At 69.6% G+C, this 19,125-nt stretch carries 17 protein-coding genes; 8 read left to right on the top strand and 9 right to left on the bottom strand.

Features of this window, described 5'->3' with window-relative positions:
* Window positions 1–54: 54 nt before the first annotated feature.
* On the top strand, window positions 55–960 hold the full coding sequence (locus ACCC97_RS09065; protein WP_007830334.1) for an SDR family NAD(P)-dependent oxidoreductase: 906 nt from the start codon (window positions 55–57) through the stop codon (window positions 958–960).
* 79 nt (window positions 961–1,039) lie between these two features.
* Complete coding sequence (locus ACCC97_RS09060; RefSeq protein ID WP_413332423.1) at window positions 1,040–1,930, top strand: LysR substrate-binding domain-containing protein; 891 nt, start codon at window positions 1,040–1,042, stop codon at window positions 1,928–1,930.
* 62 nt (window positions 1,931–1,992) lie between these two features.
* On the opposite strand, the gene ACCC97_RS09055 is transcribed toward ACCC97_RS09060, so the two are convergent.
* From ACCC97_RS09055 to ACCC97_RS09045, 3 genes are read right to left on the bottom strand one after another with little or no spacing between them, the layout of a single operon-like run.
* Complete coding sequence (locus tag ACCC97_RS09055; RefSeq protein WP_413332421.1) at window positions 1,993–3,354, bottom strand: MmgE/PrpD family protein; 1,362 nt, start codon at window positions 3,352–3,354, stop codon at window positions 1,993–1,995.
* Between the two features lie 18 nt (window positions 3,355–3,372).
* Window positions 3,373–4,536, bottom strand: a complete 1,164-nt coding sequence (locus tag ACCC97_RS09050; RefSeq protein ID WP_413332419.1) for an acyl-CoA dehydrogenase family protein — start codon at window positions 4,534–4,536, stop codon at window positions 3,373–3,375.
* 13 nt (window positions 4,537–4,549) lie between these two features.
* Window positions 4,550–5,332: a citryl-CoA lyase gene (locus ACCC97_RS09045; protein WP_413314277.1), complete on the bottom strand. Its 783-nt coding sequence runs from the start codon at window positions 5,330–5,332 to the stop codon at window positions 4,550–4,552.
* A 107-nt stretch (window positions 5,333–5,439) separates the two neighbouring features.
* On the opposite strand from ACCC97_RS09045, the gene ACCC97_RS09040 reads away from it, so the two are divergent.
* The 4 genes from ACCC97_RS09040 to ACCC97_RS09025 all read left to right on the top strand — a co-directional run bounded on the left by ACCC97_RS09040 (window position 5,440) and on the right by ACCC97_RS09025 (window position 11,166).
* A complete protein-coding gene (locus tag ACCC97_RS09040) occupies window positions 5,440–7,767 on the top strand; it encodes an acyl-CoA dehydrogenase (RefSeq protein ID WP_042672959.1) in 2,328 nt (775 codons plus the stop codon).
* Between the two features lie 43 nt (window positions 7,768–7,810).
* On the top strand, window positions 7,811–8,797 hold the full coding sequence (locus ACCC97_RS09035; RefSeq protein ID WP_007830341.1) for a Bug family tripartite tricarboxylate transporter substrate binding protein: 987 nt from the start codon (window positions 7,811–7,813) through the stop codon (window positions 8,795–8,797).
* A 3-nt stretch (window positions 8,798–8,800) separates the two neighbouring features.
* On the top strand, window positions 8,801–10,303 hold the full coding sequence (locus tag ACCC97_RS09030) for a class I adenylate-forming enzyme family protein (protein WP_007830342.1): 1,503 nt from the start codon (window positions 8,801–8,803) through the stop codon (window positions 10,301–10,303).
* A gap of 182 nt (window positions 10,304–10,485) precedes the next feature.
* A complete protein-coding gene (locus tag ACCC97_RS09025; RefSeq protein ID WP_413332417.1) occupies window positions 10,486–11,166 on the top strand; it encodes a hypothetical protein in 681 nt (226 codons plus the stop codon).
* On the opposite strand, the gene ACCC97_RS09020 is transcribed toward ACCC97_RS09025, so the two are convergent.
* The gene (locus ACCC97_RS09020) at window positions 11,109–12,296 is read right to left on the bottom strand and encodes a DNA topoisomerase IB (protein WP_413332416.1); all 1,188 of its coding nucleotides are present in this window, start codon (window positions 12,294–12,296) and stop codon (window positions 11,109–11,111) included. The genes ACCC97_RS09025 and ACCC97_RS09020 overlap by 58 nt on opposite strands.
* 144 nt (window positions 12,297–12,440) lie before the next feature.
* Here ACCC97_RS09020 and ACCC97_RS09015 point away from each other — a divergent pair, with 144 nt between their 5' ends.
* On the top strand, window positions 12,441–13,487 hold the full coding sequence (locus ACCC97_RS09015) for a purine-nucleoside phosphorylase (RefSeq protein WP_007830348.1): 1,047 nt from the start codon (window positions 12,441–12,443) through the stop codon (window positions 13,485–13,487).
* Window positions 13,488–13,493: 6 nt separating this feature from the next.
* On the opposite strand, the gene ACCC97_RS09010 is transcribed toward ACCC97_RS09015, so the two are convergent.
* Together ACCC97_RS09010 and dinB are read right to left on the bottom strand one after the other, a co-directional pair.
* Window positions 13,494–14,177, bottom strand: a complete 684-nt coding sequence (locus ACCC97_RS09010) for a TIGR02117 family protein (protein ID WP_413332413.1) — start codon at window positions 14,175–14,177, stop codon at window positions 13,494–13,496.
* Between the two features lie 7 nt (window positions 14,178–14,184).
* Entirely contained in the window at window positions 14,185–15,402 is a 1,218-nt protein-coding gene (gene dinB / locus ACCC97_RS09005) for a DNA polymerase IV (RefSeq protein WP_413332411.1), read from the bottom strand.
* A 138-nt stretch (window positions 15,403–15,540) separates the two neighbouring features.
* On the opposite strand from dinB, the gene ACCC97_RS09000 reads away from it, so the two are divergent.
* Window positions 15,541–16,380, top strand: a complete 840-nt coding sequence (locus tag ACCC97_RS09000) for an RNase A-like domain-containing protein (RefSeq protein ID WP_413332409.1) — start codon at window positions 15,541–15,543, stop codon at window positions 16,378–16,380.
* A gap of 24 nt (window positions 16,381–16,404) precedes the next feature.
* Here the strand turns inward: ACCC97_RS09000 and ACCC97_RS08995 are convergent, their stop codons facing one another.
* The 3 genes from ACCC97_RS08995 to ACCC97_RS08985 all read right to left on the bottom strand — a co-directional run bounded on the left by ACCC97_RS08995 (window position 16,405) and on the right by ACCC97_RS08985 (window position 19,124).
* Window positions 16,405–17,025: a hypothetical protein gene (locus ACCC97_RS08995; RefSeq protein WP_413332407.1), complete on the bottom strand. Its 621-nt coding sequence runs from the start codon at window positions 17,023–17,025 to the stop codon at window positions 16,405–16,407.
* 86 nt (window positions 17,026–17,111) lie between these two features.
* Window positions 17,112–18,602, bottom strand: a complete 1,491-nt coding sequence (locus ACCC97_RS08990) for a TRAP transporter large permease subunit (protein WP_413332405.1) — start codon at window positions 18,600–18,602, stop codon at window positions 17,112–17,114.
* The gene (locus tag ACCC97_RS08985) at window positions 18,603–19,124 is read right to left on the bottom strand and encodes a C4-dicarboxylate ABC transporter substrate-binding protein (protein WP_413332403.1); all 522 of its coding nucleotides are present in this window, start codon (window positions 19,122–19,124) and stop codon (window positions 18,603–18,605) included. It abuts the gene before it with no gap.
* Window position 19,125: the final 1 nt, after the last annotated feature.

Here is a 19,125-nt window from a genome sequence, read left to right as displayed (position 1 = left end):
CTGAAATATGCCCGCGAACCCGCGGTCGAAAGAACCTCCGGAGCACAGACAAACATGGTTGAAGGAAAAGTGGTCGTCGTCACGGGCGCGGGCGGCGGCATCGGGCGCGACATCGCGCTGGCCATGGCGGCCCACGGCGCGAAAGTGGTGGTCAACGACATCGGCGCCGCGCTCGATGGCGCCGGCGGCAGCGCCGGCCCCGCGCAGCAGGTGGTCGACGAGATCCGTGCGGCCGGCGGCCAGGCCGTGTCCAACACCGACAGCGTGGCAGATGCCGCCAGCGCGGCGCGTATCGTGCAGTGCGCGCTCGACAGCTTCGGCCGCATCGACGCGGCGGTCAACAACGCGGGCATCCTGCGCGACCGCTTCTTCCACAAGATGTCGGTCGACGAGTGGGACTCGGTGCTCAAGGTGCATCTCTACGGCGCCTACCACGTGAGCCGCGCGGCGGCCGTGCACTTCAAGGAACAGAACGCGGGCGCGCTGGTGCACATGACCTCCACCTCGGGCCTGATCGGCAACTTCGGCCAGGCCAACTACTCGGCCGCCAAGCTCGGCATCGTCGCGCTGTCGAAGTCGATCGCGCTCGACATGCAGAAATTCAACGTGCGCTCGAACTGCATCGCGCCCTTTGCCTGGAGCCGCATGATCGGCGCGATTCCCACCGACACCGACGAGCAGCGCGCCCGCGTCGACAAGATCAAGCAGATGACGCCGGCCAAGGTCGCACCTCTGGCGGTGTACCTCGCGAGCGAGGCGGCGGGCGCGGTCAACGGCCAGATCTTCTCGGTGCGCAACAACGAGATCTCGCTCATCAGCCAGCCGCGCCCGGTGCGCTCGATCCACCGCTCCGAGGGCTGGACGCCGCAGAGCATCGCCGAGCACGCCATGCCCGCGATGCGCGCGAGCTTCTTCCCGCTCGACCGCTCGGCCGACGTGTTCAGCTGGGACCCCGTCTGAGGACAAACCCGCAAGCGGGCGCGCACGGCGCCATTCGCCGGACAATGCGCGTTACTTTCCTTCCTCGCGCGCCTGACCGGTGAACCTGCATTTCGACCTGTTCGACCTGAAACTGTTCGTCTACGTGGCGGAGGCGCGCAGCCTCACGCGCGGCGCCGAGAAGGCCTGTATCTCGCTGGCCGCCGCCTCCACGCGCATCAAGCAGATGGAAGAGGCCGTGGGCGGCAAGCTGCTGCATCGCAGCGCGCAGGGCGTGAGCCTCACGGCCGCGGGGCAGGCCGTGCTCTACCATGCCAAGCGCGTGATGCAGCAGATGGAGCACCTGCGCTGCGACATGCAGGACTTCGGCAAGGGCATCAAGGGCCATGTGCGCGTGTTCGCCAATACCACCTCGATCACCGAGTACCTGCCGCAGAAGCTCGCGGGCTTCCTCACGCAGCATCCGGCCGTGCAGGTGGACCTGCGCGAATACCTCAGCGAAGAGATCGTGCGCGCCGTGGCCGACGGCGAGGCCGACATCGGCATCCTTGCCGGCGACGTGCATACCGGCGAGTTCGATGCGCGAGCGTTCGGGCGCAACCAGCTCGTGCTGGTGGTGCCGCTCACGCACCACCTCGCGGGCGCCCCTTCGGTGGCCTTCGCCGACACGCTCGACGAACAGCACGTGGGCCTGCACCACGGCAGCGCCATCCACCGCTTCCTGCAGCGCCGCGCCGAACTGGCGGGGCGGGGCTTCAACCCGCGCATCCAGGTCAGCAGCTTCGAGGCGATCTGCCTGATGATCGAGGCGGGCGTGGGGGTGGGTGTGTTACCCGCGTCTTCCGCCCAGCGGCTGTCGATGGCGATGCGCATCTCGACTGTGGCGCTCAGCGATGCGTGGGCCGAGCGGGAGCTGAAGTTGATCGCACGTGATCGGGAACAGCTGCCTGCATCTGCTCGGGAGCTGTTCGATCACCTGATCGCTTCCTGAGCCTGGGCGTTCCATCCGGCACCGCAGACCGGGCCCGGGGCGGGCCTGAGGCCCTTCCTGCCTCAGGGCAACCAGCGCGTCACTTTCCGGGTCTCGCCCAGTTGCCAGATGCGGTTGCATAGGGCCTTTGCTTCTTCTGCCGTCACGCCTTCACCGTAGTGCGCGAGGCGCTGCATCTTGTCCTCGATCTCGGTGCGGCTCAGGCTGTTGCCGGGGTCGCCCTTGGGTTCGTCGACGCGGCCCTGCAGCGTGCGGCCGTCGGCGGTGTGTACGCTGACCTTGCCGATCCAGCGCGCGGGGTAGGCAGTGTCGACTTCGGCGTCGAGCTGCATCGTCACCTTGTCGCGGAAGGCCGAGACTTCGGGCGCGAGAAAGTCGCGGTCGAACTCGCCGAGGCCTGCGCGGCCGTGCACGGCAATGAGGCCCAGCACCGTGCCCATCGAGAACTTGCCCTGGTGCACGGTCGCGGGCACCGTCACGCGGCCCAGCACGTCGATGGCGCCCTGGTGCACGTGCGTGGTCACGCGCGACACGTCGGCGGGCTTGAGCTTGTTCTGCGTCATCACCTGCAGCAGCGCGTCGGCGGCGGGGTGGGTGTGGCGGCAGGAGGCGTGGTACTTGAAGGAGGTTTCGGCCAGTGTCCAGCGTGTGCCGAGGCCATCGACGAGCTTCGCCGGATCGGCATCGCTCGACATGCCGACGCCCAGGCCCTGCGCGCCCTCGAGGATCTTCGCCGCGCCGGTGAAGCCGTCCTGCGCAAGGTAGGCCGACATCAGCCCGCTCGCCGCCGCGTGCGCGCAGTGCAGTTGCTTCGAGTCGGCCGCGTCGCGCAAAAACTCCCATACGCCGGCCGACTGCGTGCCGGCCGAGCCGAAGGCGTGCAGCATCTGCTGCGGCGTGAGGTCCAGCAGGCGGCCGACCGCTGCTGCAGCGGCGAGCGTGCCCGCCGTCGCGGTCGTGTGGAAGGTCTTGTAGTGCGAGCGGCCGAGAAATTCGCCGACGCGGATGCCGACCTCATAGCCCGCGACCACCGCGGTGAGCAGTTGCGCGCCGCTCGCGCCGACGCTCTGCGCCACGGCCAGCGCGGGCGCGATGACGACGGCGGCCGGGTGGAACACCGAGCCGTTGTGCACGTCGTCCTGCTCCACGAAGTGCGAGGCCGCCGCGTTGACGAGCGCCGCGAACACCGGCGAGGTGGTGCGGCGCGAGGTCAGCAGCTCGCTGGGCCCCTCGGCGGGGCCCATCATCTGCGCGAATCGTTCGATGCTGCGCACCGGCCGTGCGGTGCGCGCGGCGAGCACGGAGCCCAGCCAGTCGAGCATCAGGTCCTCGGTGCGGCGAAGCACGGGGGCGGGGATGGCGTCGAACCTCAGCTCGGCGGCGAAGGTCGCGAGCACCTTGCTCGGGTGGTCCACAGCGTTCATGGCAATCGCATCCCTCATTTAGAACGAGCGGGGCAGGCCGAGCATGTGCTCCGCCACGTAGCTCAGGATCAGGTTGGTGGAGATGGGCGCAACCTGATACAGCCGCGTCTCGCGGAACTTGCGCTCGATGTCGTATTCGCAGGCGAAGCCGAAGCCGCCGTGGAACTGCAGGCAGGCGTTGGCCGCCTCCCAACTCGCCTTGGCCGCCAGGTACTTAGCCATGTTGGCCTGTGCGCCACAGGGCTGGTGCGCGTCGAACAGGCGGCAGGCTTCATAGCGCATCAGGTTCGCTGCTTCCACTTCGATGAACGCTTCGGCGATCGGAAACTGCACGCCCTGGTTCTGCCCGATCGGGCGGCCGAACACCACGCGCTCCTTGGTGTAGGCCGTTACCCGGTCGATGAACCAGTAGCCGTCGCCGATGCACTCCGCGGCGATCAGCGTGCGCTCGGCGTTGAGCCCGTCGAGGATGTACTTGAAGCCCTGGCCTTCCTCGCCGATCAGGTTCTCGGCCGGAATCTCGAGGTTCTCGAAGAACAGCTCGTTGGTCTCGTGGTTCACCATGTTCAGGATGGGCTGCACCGTCAGTCCCTTGCCGATGGCCTCGCGCAGGTCGACGATGAAGATCGACATGCCTTCGGACTTCTTCCTCACGTCGGCCAGCGGCGTGGTGCGCGCCAGCAGGATCATCAGGTCCGAATGCTGGATGCGCGAGATCCACACCTTCTGCCCGTTGATGACATAGCGGTCGCCCTTCTTCACGGCCGTGGTCTTGATCTTGGTGGTGTCGGTGCCGGTGGTGGGTTCGGTCACGCCCATCGACTGCAGGCGCAGTTCCCCGTTGGCGATCTTCGGCAGGTAGGCGCGCTTCTGCGCCTCGCTGCCGTGGCGCAGCAGCGTGCCCATGTTGTACATCTGGCCGTGGCAGGCGCCGGAGTTGCCGCCGCGGCGGTTGATCTCTTCCATGATGACCGAGGCCTCGGTCAGGCCCAGGCCGGAGCCGCCGTACTCCTGCGGGATCAGCGCGGCCATCCAGCCGGCCTTGGTGAGCGCGTCGACGAATTCCGCGGGGTAGCCGCGCGCCTCGTCGATCTTGCGGAAGTAGGCATCGGGAAACTGCGTGCACAGGTCGCGCACGGCGTCGCGGATGTCGGGGAAGTTCTTGTCGTTGGCGTTGTTCATTGTTTGCTGCTGCTCAGTCCCGGCGCGGGCCGCCGGCTTCCTTCTCCACGCGCTGCCAGATCTCGACCGCCATCGGATCGTCGATCTCCTCGAGGATGTGGCCCACGAGGCCGATGGCGCGCGCCATCACGCCGAAGCCGCGGATGATCTTCCACGGAAAGCCGAATTCGGCCGCGATCGCGCCGATGGCACCGGTCGCGTTGATCGGTAGCGATTTGCCCGACACGCGCTCGGCTTCCTCCTGCACCGCCTGCATCAGCGCGACATAGTGGCTCGACAAGCCGTTCTCCGCCGCGATCTGGAACAGCCGCGGCGTGCGCGGGTCGATGGGCTTGTGCAGCGGATGGCCCAGCCCCGGCACGATCTGCTTGCGCGCGCGATGATCGGCCACGATGTCCTTCGCCATGTCGGCGAGCGGGCGCGTGGGCTTCTCGCCGAAGGGAATTGCTTCGTAAAGCATCTTCGCCGCGCCCTCGGTGCTGCCGACGAACACCGTGCCCAGGCCGCAAAGACCCGCTGCCACAGCGGCTTGCAGCGCTTCGGGGGCGCCCGCATACGTGAGGCGCGCAGCCAGCGCGCTGGGTGTAATGCCGTGCTCCACCAGCGTGACGACGATGGCGTTGAAGGTGACGGATTCCTGCGGCGTCGGGATGCGGCCCGTGAGTTCCAGGAAGGCCATGTCGCCGAGGTTCAGGTGGCCGAGGATTTCCGAAGGTAGGTCGCGCCCGCGCACGGTGATCTTGTCCGGCGTGCTGTGACCCAGCTCGGTGTGCAGGGATTTCTTGATCTTGGTCATGGCGCCGAATCTAGCCCTCCATCGCGCGAGGCGGCTGCGTGATTGCAAAACCCTCCCTTCGGCAAATGCGAATGCCGCCCGGCGGGGCCTTCTGTCACGCTGCGGCGATGGACTTCGAATCACTTTCGGCGATGCGCGAAGCGGCGCTCGACTACTTCGTTCGCAGCCGCGCCATCCAGCGGCGGCGCGAGCGCATGGAACAAGCTGATGCCGATGAGGCGCACGGTTGGCGCGCAATCGCCGAGCTCGGCTGGCCCGGCATGCTGGCTCCCGAATCGGCCGGCGGTCTTGCACTGGAGCTCGACGGCGCAGCGGAAATCCTGCGGGCCGCGGGCGAGCATGTGGCACCCGAGCCGCTGCTGGCCGTGGCAGGCCTCAGTGCGCTGCTGCTGGCGCGGCTCGGTACGCCGGGCGCGAACGCCTTGCTCGCCGAACTGGTTACAGGCCGCAGCCTGCCCGCGCTGGCATGGCAGGAGAGCGCTGGCGACCTCAGCGCCGTGCCGCTGGCCTGCGGCTGCGAGCCGCGGCCCGGCCACATTGGCGGCGTGCTGCTGCAGGGCGAAAAGCTCATGGTGCTGCCCGGCGCGGGCGCCAGCGGCTGGCTGGTGTCGGCGCGCGGCGACGACGACGCGGTGCTGCTGTGGGTGCCGCGCGGCACCGAAGGCGTGACGGAGGCGCTGGTGCCGCTGGTCGATGGTGGCCAGGCCTCGAACCTGCGCTTCGAGCAGGTCGCCTTGCCGCCGGAGGCCGTGCTGGCCGAAGGGCCGGCTGCGCAGGATGCCTTGCGCCATGCACTCGCGGCCGGCCAGATCCTTCAATCCGCCGAACTGCTGGGTGCGGGGCAGGCCATGCTGGCGCAGACGCTGGCCTACCTGCGCACGCGCTCCCAGTTCGGCAAGCCCATCGGCAGCTTCCAGGCGTTGCAGCACCGTTGCGTCGACATGTTCATCCATCTCGAAGTGGCGCAGGCCACGCTGAACGAGGTGCTGGCGGTGGCAGGGCAGGGGTTGACGGTCGACCGGCTCGAAGCGGAGGCAAGCCGCGTCAATGCGCGCTGCACGGCCGCCGCGCTGCAGGCTTCGCGCACCTCGGTGCAACTGCATGGCGCCATCGGCTATACGCAGGAGTGCGACCTGAGCCTGTTCTACAAGCGGGTGCTGTGCCTGTCGGCGTGGCTTGGGAATGTCAGTGCGCATCAGCGGCGGCATGCCGTGCTGGCTGGAGATGCCGAAGCGACCACGGGCGCGGCCACCTGGAAAGGCGAGTTCCCGCGCACGGCAGACTGGTCCACCATGCCCGAGGCCGAGTTCCGCCGCATGGTGCACGCCTTCCTGCAGCAGCGCTATCCGCAGCAGCTGCGCTACCTCTCGCACCGCGCACGCTGGAGCGAGATGCGCGAGTGGTACCTCACGCTGTCGGCGCAGGGCTGGATCGCGCCCGCCTGGCCGCAGGCGCACGGCGGCATGGGCCTGCCCGCCGACAAGCTCATCGCGTGGATCGAGGAGCTGGAGCAGTACGGCGTGGCGCGCGCACCCGACCAGGGCATCGTGATGATCGGGCCGCTGCTCATCCAGCACGGCACGACCGAACAGCAGCAGCGCTTTCTGCCGCGCATCTTGAGCGGCGAGCATGTGTGGTGCCAGGGCTATTCGGAGCCCAACGCCGGCTCCGACCTCGCGGGCCTGCGCACCGAAGCCCTGCCCGCGCGCGATGCGCAGGGCGATCACTTCGTGGTCAACGGCCAGAAGATCTGGACCACGCTCGCGCAGGACGCCAACCACATCTTCATGCTGGTGCGCACCGACAAGGAGGCGCGCAAGCAGGAGGGCATCAGCTTCCTGCTGTGCGACCTGCGCACACCGGGCATCACCATCCGGCCGATCCGCACGCTGGCGGGCGAGCCCGAGTTCTGCGAAGTGTTCTTCGACAACGTGCGCGTGCCGGCCGAGAACCTCGTGGGCAAGCTGCACGGCGGCTGGACCATCGCGAAGGCGCTGCTGGGCTTCGAGCGCATCTTCCTCGGCAGCCCCAAGCAGTCGCAGTACGCGCTGGGTCAGCTCGCGCGGCTGGCGCAGGCGCGGCGCCTGTTCGCCGACCCGGTGTTCGCGCAGCGCTTCGCAGCGCTGCGGCTGGACGTGCTCGACCTGTCGGCGGCGTACACGGGCTTCGCGAACATCGTGCGTGCGGGCAAGCCGCTGCCGGCTTCGGTGTCGCTGCTGAAGATCTGGGCCAGCGAGACCTACCACCGCATCGGCGCGCTGCTGGTCGAAGCGGGCGACGAGCAGGGCGCCGTGGCCGGCGACCAGGTGCTCGACGGCCAGACCTTCAACGTGCTCGCGCCGCTCATCGGCTCCACGGCCGCAATGATCTACGGCGGCACCAACGAGATCCAGCGCAACATCCTCGCGCGGCAAGTCCTCGACCTGCCGGCGTGAGCGACGCAGCCGCCAAAGCAATTCATAACAGGAGACAACGCTCATGACCTCGATCGACTTTTCGCGCCGGCAATGGGTGGCCGCGCTGGCGGGCAGCGCGGCGCTGGCCGCCGTGCCCCATCGCGCCTTCGCGCAGCAGTCCTTGCCGTCCCTCATCAAGCTCGTGGTCGGCTATTCCGCGGGCGGCCCGGTGGACGGCGCCGCGCGCCTGCTCGCGCCCGCGCTGAGCCAGGCACTCGGGACGCAGGTCATCGTCGACAACCGGCCCGGCGCCAGCGGCTCGCTCGGCGGCGACGCGGTCGCGAAAGCACAGCCCGATGGCGCGACGCTGTTCTTCGGGGCGAGCCCGACCATCACCATCAACCCGAACGTGCAGCGCCACATGGCCTTCGATCCGATGAAGGACCTGACGCCCATCGCGCCGCTGGTGGACTACACCAACGTGCTCGTGGTCAACAACGAAGTCCCGGTGCACAGCGTGGCCGAGCTGCTGGCCTATGCGAAGGCACGGCCCGGCAAGGTGTTCTATGGCTCGGCGGGCGTGGGCGCGTCCAACCACCTGAGCGGCGCGCTGCTCGAGAAGATGACCGGCGTGCAGCTCACGCACGTGCCCTACAAAGGCAGTGCGCCCGCGCTCGCCGACGTGATGGCCGGCACCGTGACCATGATGTTCGACATCATCGCCACCTCGAAGCCCTTCATCCAGACCGGCAAGGTGCGCGCGCTGGCCGTCACCTCGCGCCAGCGCAACCGCATGCTGACCGAGGTGCCGACGATGATCGAATCGGGCGTGCCGGGCTACGACGTGGGCGGCTGGTTCGGCCTGTACGGTCCGGCGCGCATGGACCCGGCGCTGGTGGCGCGCATGAACGCCGCTGTGCAGAAGATGCTCGCGCGCGAGGACATCGCGAGCCGGCTGCGCGAGCAGGGCTACGACGTGTGGTCCGGCGCGGCCGACCTGCTGGCGGCCAAGGGCAAGTCCGACCGCCAGCTCTGGGCGACCGCGTCCAAGGGCATCGAGGCGGAATAGCCGATGCGCCGCATCCACAGCCTGCTGGAAGAACGCGCGACAAGCACGCCCGATGCCGTTTTCCTCTTCGAGCCTGCGGGCACGACGACCTATGCCGCGCTGCAGGCGATGGTCGACGTTGCCGCGCAAGACCTGCTGGCCGCCGGCGTGCGGCCGACCGACCGCGTGGTGCTGGTGGCCGAGAACTGCGCGGCGCACATCGCGCTGCTCATGGCCTGCAGCCGCGTCGGTGCATGGTCGTGCGGCGTGAATGCGCGCATGTCGCCGGGCGAGATCGCTGCCATCGTCGAGCGCGCCGATGCCCGTGTCTGCTGCTTCACGGCCGCCGCCTCCGAAGCCGCTGAAAAGCATGCGCAGAGGGCCGGTGCAACGGCCGCGGCGCTCGGTGGCGTGATGCGCTCGGCCGTGCGTGCCGAAGCGCGCACCGAGCCCGATCCGGCATTGGCCGACACGGCCGCCATCATCTTCACTTCCGGTACCTCGGGCACGCCCAAGGGCGTGATGGTGTCGCACCGCGGGCTGCTGCACTTCGGCCGCGTGTCGGCCCAGGTGCGCGCCCTGGGCGAGCGCGACCGCGTCTATGCCTTCCTGCCGATGACGCACATCTTCGGCATCGGAACGGTGTTGATGGCTGCGCTCACGGGCGGCGCGGCGCTGGTGCTGCGCGGCAGCTTCTCGCCGGCCGACGTGCTGCACGCGCTGGCGCACGAGCAGGTGTCGAACCTGCTCGGGCCGCCGACGATGTATGCGCGGCTGCTGGCGCACATCGAGGCGGAGGAGGCCGCGCCGTGCTTTCCGCAACTGCGCTACGTCTACACCGGCTCCGCGCCGCTCGACCCGGCGCTCAAGCAGCGCGTGGAGCAGCTGTTCGGGCAGCCGCTGCACTATGGCTACGGGCTGTCGGAGTACGCGGGCTCGGTGTTTCTCACACGCACCGAGTCGCCGCGCGCCGACACCGCGGCGGGGTATGCGGTGGAGGGGGGCGAGGCCCGTATCGTGACCCTCGACGGCAACGACGCCGCACCCGGCGCCACCGGCGAGATCTGGCTGCGCGGGCCCGGCCTCATGCTCGGCTACTTCCGCGACGCCGCCGCCACGGCGCAGGTGATGCGACCCGGCGGCTGGTATGCCACCGGCGATCTCGGCCGCTTCGGCGAGGACGGCGCGCTGTTCGTGGTCGGGCGGCTGAAGGAAATGATCATCCGCTCGGGTTTCAACGTCTATCCGGCGGAGATCGAGGCCGTCGTCGGCCGCTTCGACGGCGTGCACCTGTGCGCGGTGGTCGGCGTGCCCGAGGCCGATGGCAACGAACAGGTCGTCGCTTTCGTCGAGCTAAAGGCCGGCGCGGTGCTCGATGAAGCGGCGCTGCGCGCGTACCTCGTCGAACACCTGTCGCCCTACAAGCGCCCGGCCCGCATCGAGGTGATCGATGCAATGCCCACCACCGCCAACGGCAAGCTGCTCAAGCGCGAACTGCAGGCGCGCTGCGGGCCGGCCGCGGGCTGATTTCAGCTGAAGATCGCGGCCTGCGAAGGCCTGGAGGTAGGGGCCGGGCCCTGTGCCGGCGCCATCGTAGGCACGCTCCTACACCCGGGGGGGGGAGGTGGGGCCGATACTTGTTATTCCCCCTCGTTTCAGGAAGTACCCGTGACCGTGCCGATGAACCCGACGCCCGTGGCCGCTGCGAAATGAAGTTCTCGCCGAGTGCGCGCAGCTGGATTGCCGCCGGTGTGCGCCACGAATTGCTCACGCGCGCGCTGCCCGCCCTGCGGCACGACATGGCGGCACCTGTCTCGGTGGTCCGCATGGCGCTGCTGATGCTCAAGCGGCAGGTCGGCGCAGCCACCATCGACGCCGCCGCCTGCGAAGAGCGCGTGGCGCTGATCGACAATCAGGTGTCCGAACTGGTCGAGGCCATCCGCTCCCTGCGCGACTGGGAGCTGGCCACCACGGATGACGGCATCACCCGCAGCGCGCTGGTGGCGCAGTGCGTGGCCCTGATGCGCTCTGCCTTCGACCTGCACGGCGTGACGCTCGATGCGGACGCCTCGCTGGACCCGCAGGAAGACGAGCATCGCTGGCCCGCCGCGGCTGCGCTGCGCTACCTGTTCCTCGGTGCGCTGGGCTACCTGCACGACGGCGCGGCCGAGGCCGGGGCGATCCGGGTCGAGGCGGACGGCGCCAACGCGCTGCGCCTCACGGCCCTGCCGCGCGAACCCGGCGGCACGCATGCCGTGCTCGACGCGCACCGTGCGCCGCGTGCGCTGGCCATCGACGCCGTCGCATTGCAGAACCTGGCCGAAGACCTCGGCTACGCCGTGGCGTTGGAAGGCGACAGCGTGCGCCTCGTGCTCGCGACCGGCAACTGAGTCTTTCCGCGTTTGCGCGCCGCATGGCCGCGCCGCTGCGCGCGCAGGAAGGCCAGCAGCCGCCGCTCGGCCGCATGCAGCCCGCGCGAGGGCTTGGTGGTGCGGTGCGCGGCGATCTTCTCGAACAGCACACCCGTGGCCTCGTCGCCATCCGAGAGCGCGCTGCCCAACGCCAGCACCGCCGGATGCACGTAGGCCTTCTTGCAGACCGCCGGCGTGTTGCCCAACTGCCTGGCGACGGCAGCCAGGATGTCCTTGGCGCTGTAGCGGCTGCCGTCGGTAGCGACGCGGCCCGGTTCGCAGGCCAGCAAGGTGAGCTCCAGCGCCTGCACCGTGCCGTGCCAGGTGCGGAAGTCCTTGGCGGTGAAGCGCTCGCCCTGCGCGGCCTCGGCCAGGTAGTCGTTCACGTCGGTGGACGAGATGCCGCGCAGTTCGCCGTCCTCGTCCTCGTACTGGAACAGCGCCTGCCCCGGCAGCTGCTGGCATTGCCGCACCACCCGGGCCACGCGCGGATCGTCGAGCTTCGCCTCGTGCATCACGCCGCTCTTGCCCCGGAAGCGCAGCCGCAGCGCCTGGCCCTGCACGGCGGCGTGCCGGCTGCGCAGCGTGGTGAGGCCGTAGGAGCCGTTGCTGTTCGCGTATTCCTCGTTGCCCACGCGCAGCAGCGTGGTGTCGAGCAGGCGCACCACCGCCGCGAGCACCTGGGTGCGGTCGGGCGTCTTGCGGCCTTTCGTCGACCGCAGGTCGCGCGCCACGCGGGCGCGGATGCGCGGCAGCGCGAGCGCGAAGGCTTCGAGGCGATCGAACTTGGTTTCGTCCTTCATCGAGCGCCAGTCGGCGTGGTAGCGGTACTGCTTGCGCCCGCGCGCGTCGATGCCTGTGGCCTGCAGATGGCCGTTGGGCAGCGGGCAGATCCACACCTGGGTGTAGGCGGGCGGGATGGCCAGCATGCGGATGCGCGCGATCTCGTCCACGTCGCGCAGCCACTGTCCATTGGCGTCGCGGTAGCGGAAACGCTCGCCGTGCTTCAGGCGGCGGATGCCGGGCATGCCGGGGTTCACGTAGACGAGGCCGTTGGCGATGGGCGTCGGCTTCAAAGGCGGCTTGGCAGGAGGGGAAGAGGCCGGCATGGGGTTTGCGTGGTGGCGTGACATCGCGCTTTTGCCAGCATCGACAATCGCCGGTTGTAGGACGCCGCAAGCGCCCTCGGTGCGGCAGGCGCGCTTGTGCGCCTGCGCCGCCTTCTTCTTCTTTCCTCTTGAACGGGTTCCAGAATGACTTCTTCCAGGTCCACGCTTTTCACCGCCCGCTGGCTGGCGGTGCCTGCCGCAGCGCTGTTGTTCACGGCCTGCGCGTCCACCACTTCCACTCCGACCGCCTCGGCCCCGGGCGCGCCCGTGAAGGTCAAGGTCTTCGTCGCCGCCATGTTCGAGATCGGCCAGAACACGGGCGACCGCGCCGGCGAGTTCCAACATTGGTACGAACGCTACTGGAAGGGCGCCAAGCCCATTGCGGTGCCCGGTGCGCTGCAGCCTGTGTACTGCAATGCCGACGGCGTGTGCGGCGCGGTGCTCGGCATGGGCAAGGTCAACTCGTCGTCGTCGATGCAGGCGATCCTGCTGAACCCGCAGTTCGACTTCTCACAGAGCTACTACGTGATTTCCGGCGTGGCCGGCACGCCGCCTTCGCGCGGCACCATCGGCGAAGTGAGCTGGGCCACCTGGCTGGTCGACTACGACCTCGGCCACCGCTGGGCCCCCGAGGAGAACAAGCCCGGCGAGCCGACCTTCATGCCGCGCAAGGGCTACGAGGAGTACCGCCGCTTCAAGCTCAACCCCGACCTCGTGAGCTGGGCCATGAGGCTCTCGGCCGACACGCCGCTCAAGGATTCGGACGGCGCGCGCAAGTACCGCCTGCGCTACCCCGACGCCGCGGCCCGCCGCGCGCCTTTCGTCGGCACCGGCACGCACATGACCGGCGACACCTTCTTCCATGGCCCCGGCATGTCGAAGCAGGCGCAATACATCGCCGGGCTCTACGGCGCCGACGACTACGTCATCACCGAAATGGAAGCCGCCGCCATCACCCTCGTGATCAAGCGCACGCACGGCACCGACCGCGTGATGAGCCTGCGCGGCGCGGTCAACTTCGACCAGGGCAGCCCGAAGGAAACCACGCTGCAGCACCTGGACCCGGCGCCGGGCGAAACGGCCGGCGGCTTCGCGGAGACGGTGGAGAACATCGAGCTGGTGGGCTCGCGCGTGGTCGATCACATCGTGACCAACTGGCCGAAGTGGCAGGGCGGCGTGCCGAAGCCCTGAGCGGGTTCAGGGCCGTGAAGGCTTCAGGTGCCATGTCACCGTGAAGTCGAACGGCGTCCAGCGGCTGACGGTGACGCCTGCCTGCCGCAGCCCGCGGCCGGTCCAGGTGTTGCAGGTCTCGAAGAGGTGATAACCGCCTTCGGCTTCGTAGAAGGCGTCGTCGTCGCCGTAGTGCGCGCCGGCGATGGGTGAGGCATGGCCCGAGGGCAGGGCGGCGCGCACGTAGCCGACCAGTTGTGCGTACTGTGCGTGCGAGAGCGGCAGGCTGTAGGCCCCGCGCGCCAGCTGTTCGCGCCGCAGGTAGCCCACATGCATCAGCGCGCGGTTGCCGCCCGACAGCGCCCCGAAGGCGCGCGCCGCCGTCAGGTCGCCCCAGGTGGGCGTGTTCAGGTAGAACTCGCGGTCGCCCCAGCCGATGGCGATGAATTCGGCATCGGGCGGCGGCGCCCTGAAGTCTTTCAGCGGAAACACCTGCAGCCAGTCGATGGTGGCCGAGCGGATCGGGAACACGTAGTCGGTGTGCACGCCGTTGCTCAGCACCCAGGCCTGTACGTCGCCCGGTGCATCGTCCGCAGGCCTCGCATTGGCGGGCCAGAACACCAGCGCGCAGGCCACGATCAGGTAGAGGCCTGTCAGCGCGACGAAGCCCAGCAGCGTGAAGGCGATGCGGCGCAGCCAGCGTTTCGCCACGGCGTTTTCAGAACAGCGACGCGGTGGTCGATGTGGGCTCCGGTGCCGCGCGGTGCGCGCCGGTCCCGGTGGGCGCGAGCGCCTCAGGGCTGCCCGCCTTCGCCAGCGCGCCCACGCGCACGCCCAGCAGCCGCAGCGGGCGCTCCAGCGGCACGCGCTTGAGGCACAGGCCGCCCGTGTGGCGGATGGTCTTCGCGTCGGACGTGAAGCGCTCGATGGTCTGGTCGCGCGTGGCGATCTTGAAGTCGTCGTAGCGCAGCTTGATGCCGATGGTCTTGCCCACGTAACCCTTGCGCTGCAGGTCGGCGGCCAGCTGCTCGCACAGGTGGGTGAAGATCGCGCCCAGCTCGGCGCGGTCGCGCACGGCGTGCAGGTCGCGGTCGAAAGTGGTCTCGCGGCTCATCGACACGGGTTCGCTCTCGGTCACCACCGGCCGGTTGTCGCGGCCCCAGGCCACCTCGTGCATCCACGCGCCCGTGGCCTTGCCGAAGGTGGCAACGAGCCAGTCGCGGTCGCGCGCCGCGAGCTGGCCCACGGTCTCGATGCCGAAGCGCTTGAGCTTCTCGTCGGCCTTCGGCCCGATGCCGTTCACCTTGCGGCAGGGCAGCGGCCAGATGCGCGTTTCGAGGTCGTGCTCGTAGACCACCGAGATGCCGTTGGGCTTGTTGAACTCGCTCGCCATCTTGGCGATGAGCTTGTTGGGCGCCACGCCGATGGAGCAGGTCAGGCCGGTGGCGTCGAAGATGGCGGTCTGGATCAGCCGAGCCAGCGAGCGCCCGCCGTCGCGCTGGCCGCCGGGCACGTCGGTGAAGTCGATGTACACCTCGTCCACCCCGCGGTCTTCCATGAGCGGGGCGACCTCCAGGATGATGTTCTTGAAGGCGCGCGAATAGCGCCGGTACTCGTCGAAGTCCACCGGCAGGATGATGGCCTGCGGGCACAGCTTGGCGGCCTTCATGAGCCCCATGGCCGAGCCGATGCCGAACTGCCGCGCGGGATAGGTGGCGGTGGTGATCACGCCGCGGCCCGTGTAGTCCTTCAGCAGCGGAAAGGCCGCGACCGGAATGTCGGCCAGCGTGCCGCCCTCGGGCAGGTCGCGGATGGCCTCGTCCACGCGCCGCCTGCCGCCGCCGATCACCACCGGCAGGCCCTTGAGCTGCGGATAGCGCAGCAGCTCGACCGACGCGTAGAAGGCGTCCATGTCGAGGTGGGCGATGCGGCGCATCGGAGGGGATGTCGGGGGCTCGGAACTCACGTTGACGATTGTCTCGCGCTCCGGCGGTGTTCGCCTGCCGGGCGACTGCGTGCAAGAATGCGGCCGATTGCAGATGGACCCTCCGATGGCATGGGAAAGGGAAATGGCATGGATGACGAAGTCGAAGGCTTGAGCATCGCGCTGACGCCGGTGCAGATGGCCGCGGTACTGGGCGGGCAGGACGTGCCCGAATCCGCGAGCTGGAGCAACCGGCTCTGGGGCACCGTGGGGCTGGTGGGCGGTGTCGTGGAACTGGTCGGCGCCGGCGTGCTCTGCGTCGCACCCGAACCCACGATGGTGACCAAGGCCGGCTGCGTGGTGCTGGGCGTGCACAGCTTCGACACCATGGCGACGTCGGGCCGCCAGATCTGGACCGGCACGCCGCAGCGCACGGCCACCGCCGTGACCGCCAGCTCGGCGGCCGAGGCGCTGGGCGCTTCGCGCGACACGGCCGATGGCATCGGGCTTGCGGTGGATGTGGCGGTGCCGCTGGTCGTGGCATCGGGGCTGGGAGCCGCACGCATCGTCGCCGTGATGCGCGGCGGCCGTATCCGGCTGGTGGAGCACGAGGCTGCAGCGGGATCGAGGCTGGGCGGCCACACCATGGCGCGGCATGTCGGGCAGACCGACGCCCAATTGCTGGCCAGGGTGCGAACCGCCACCCGGCCGGGTCCCAGGGCCGTGTCCACCTTTGGCGACCTTGCCACCGCGGAGCGCGCGATCACCGAGACGCTGCGTGTCAACGCCGCCGCGGTGCGCGCGTGGTCGCGCGGGGCGGCCGCGGGCAGCAAGTCGCCGGAGCTGGAGCACGTGCTGAGCTACGTGGTGGGGCGCGGCGTGCAGTTCGGCAGCACGGCCGTCAATGACCTCTCCGGCGTGCGGATCATCCTCAAGATGGAAAGCTACAACGGCAAGCCGTTCTACATCCTCACGGCCTATCCGATCTGAGCGCCGCGGCGCGGCGCAGCAGGCCTACGGGAAAGAAGGGGCTTCGCCCGTCGTCCACACGTCGGCGCCGAGCTCGCTTGCAAGACGGGCCACGAGCTTCGCGGTGCGCTCGCGCAGCGGGGCAATGCGGGCCTGCAGGCCGGCCCTGGGCAGCGCAACGGCCTGGCCGGGTTCTTCGGAATCGGGGTCGATTTCGCGGATGTAGAGCGTACCGTTGCGAGCCCAGACCTCCACCGCCCAGCCCTGGTCCTGGTCGTCGTAGATATTGCCCTCGTCGTGCCCGGCCACGGCGACGAGGAAGTGGTCCATGGAAGAGAAGGTGTCGTACCAGGGGAAGGACAGGTGCACGTCCGCCTCCTCGTTGTCGAGCCGCAGGTCCATCCAGAAATACTGGCGCACCTGGTGGAGTTTCAATGCGTGCTGCCGGGCCAGCGCGGCCACCTGGCCGTAGTACGCGGCAAGCTCCGCCTCGTGCCCGATGGCCTCCGAGGTGCGCACTCGCAAGCGCTCGGCGCGCTGGAATTCCGGCAATGCGAGCGGCTCGGGCCGCTGGTACGGCGCAGCGTTGAACGCGTCCCACAAATGAAATGCGATCTCGGGCTCCAGCGAGTTGATCGGCTTGGCATCGGCGAACCAGGGTTCCACTTGCGCGCTCCTCTGAATGGTCGAGCGGACGATGTTAGCCCGCGTCGAAGGTCGTGTGCCGCGCGTTGTGCGGCACACCGCGAGTGCTATCTCTCCTCGGGTGGCGCGGTGCTGTCGCCGGCGTCGGGCGGTGCCATCTCGCGCATCAGGCGGTCCACTGCTTCATCGTTCATCGGCTCGGCCGGCGCGAGCGCGGTGGGCGAGGTGCGCAGCCAGCGCGTGGTGGCCGGCAGCGCCATCACCAGCGCGGTCACGGTGGCCAGCACCGCCAGGTAGGGCGCCAGCGCCCGTGCCACCGCGGCCACTGGCGGACGCGGCGCGGCCTGCCCGCGCGCCAGCACCAGCGCATAGCCGAAAGGCGGCAGCAGGAAGCCGGCCTGCAGCACCAGCAGGGTGAGCGTGGCGATCCAGGCCGCGTCGTCGAGCTGCGCGAGCACCGGCGGCATCACGATGGGCACGATCAGGAAGATCAGCTCGAAGGCGTCGAGCACGAAGGCGCATGCCAGCAGCACGGCAAGCACCACCAGGAGCCCGACCATGGGATGCCCCTGCAGCGCCAGCATGAGCCGCGCGATCAGCCCGTCGGTGCCGAAGCCGCGCAGCAGCAGCGAGAAGGTGGTGGCGGCCGCCAGCAGCGCATACAGCGCGCCGGTGAGCGCCATGGCGTCGTCGAGCACCTGCCACAGCACGGGGCGCGTGAGCTGGCGCGACACCACGCCCCAGCCGAGCAGCAGCACGCAGGCGGCGGCCGCGCCCTCGACCGCGCGCACCTTGCCCAGCGTGACCAGCAGGAGCAGCGCGCCGATCAGCAGGGGCACGAGCAGCAGCGTCCAACCTTCGCGCCAATCCATAGGCTCGCGCGGCGCCACGGGTCGGGGCTTGCGCCGTGCGCCGAACCACGCGACCGCGAGCCAGCCGAGCAGCAACGCCGCCGCCGGCACCAGCGCCGCCTGCAGGATGTCCTGCGTGTTGACGATGCGGTTGGCTGCGCCGGCGGCAGCCGTGGGCAGCGCCAGCGCGCGCGCCATGTTCACGCCCTCGGTGTGGGCGCGCAGCATCGCGTCGCCGAGCAGCAGCAACACCAGCGAGGGCGGCACGATCACGCCCAGCGTGCTGGTCACGGCCACGAGCGCGGTGCGCCGTGCCGCGGGCAGGCCTTCGCGTGCCCAGCCCTTGCCGGCGGTGCGCGCGAGCATCAGCAGGCTGGCGCCGACCGAGCCGTTCATCGGCGCGAGCATCAGGCCCAGCACCATGCCGGCCAGCTCGGGTGCCGCGCGTGGCGCGACGAAGGCCAGCGCCTTGCGCAGGCCGTTGTACAGATGCTCGGCCAGCGCCAGCCGGTTGAGCAGCGCTCCCACCAGCGCATAGAGCGCCAGCGCCTGCAGCAGATCGTGCTCCAGCAGGCCGACGATGCGCCACGGCAGGTTCTGCAGCAACGCGACATCGAACGCGCCCAACGCCAGCCCGGCCGCTGCGCCCAGCGTGCACACGCCGAGCAGCACGGCATAGGTCGGCCAGCCGGTGGTCATCATCAGCGCCAGGGCCAGCGCGAGCAGGGCGAGTCCGAGCCAGGCCATCTATTGCCCGGGCAGTCGACGTTCGTGCCAGAGGTCGAGCACGCTTTGCACCGCCAGCAGCACCGCGAGCAGCAGCAGCGCCACCTTGATCATGAAATAGCCGGGGTTGAAGGTGTCGGGGAACAGTTCGAACGCGGCCACCGCGCGCAGCACCGGCACGGTGCCCGTCGCGATCAGGAACAGTGCCCACGGCAGCACGCACAGCGCCGCGCCGATGCGGCGCAGCCGCGCATAGGGCCCGGCGGTGTCGGCGGCCAGGTCGGGCCGCGCCACCAGATGCGCGCCGCGGCGCCCGGCATGCCGCAGCGCCACGGCCACGTACAGCGCGAACAGCCACTGCGCGAGGTCGTTGGCCTGCGTCGGTCCGTTGCCCGAGCCGGCAAGGTCGCGCAGCGGCCATTGCGCGAACAGCAGCAGCGCGATGGCGATGGCGAAGGGCATCGCCGCGCGGTCGACCCAGTCGAGCCCGCGCGGCACCGGTGGCGCGGGGCGGGTCTCTGGTGTTTCGGCCGGTGGTGTCATG

The sequence above is a fragment of the Variovorax sp. Varisp85 genome, assembly GCF_047304045.1.
Taxonomy (GTDB): Bacteria; Pseudomonadota; Gammaproteobacteria; order Burkholderiales; family Burkholderiaceae_C; genus Variovorax.
This window is presented reverse-complemented; position numbering and strand designations above follow the sequence as displayed.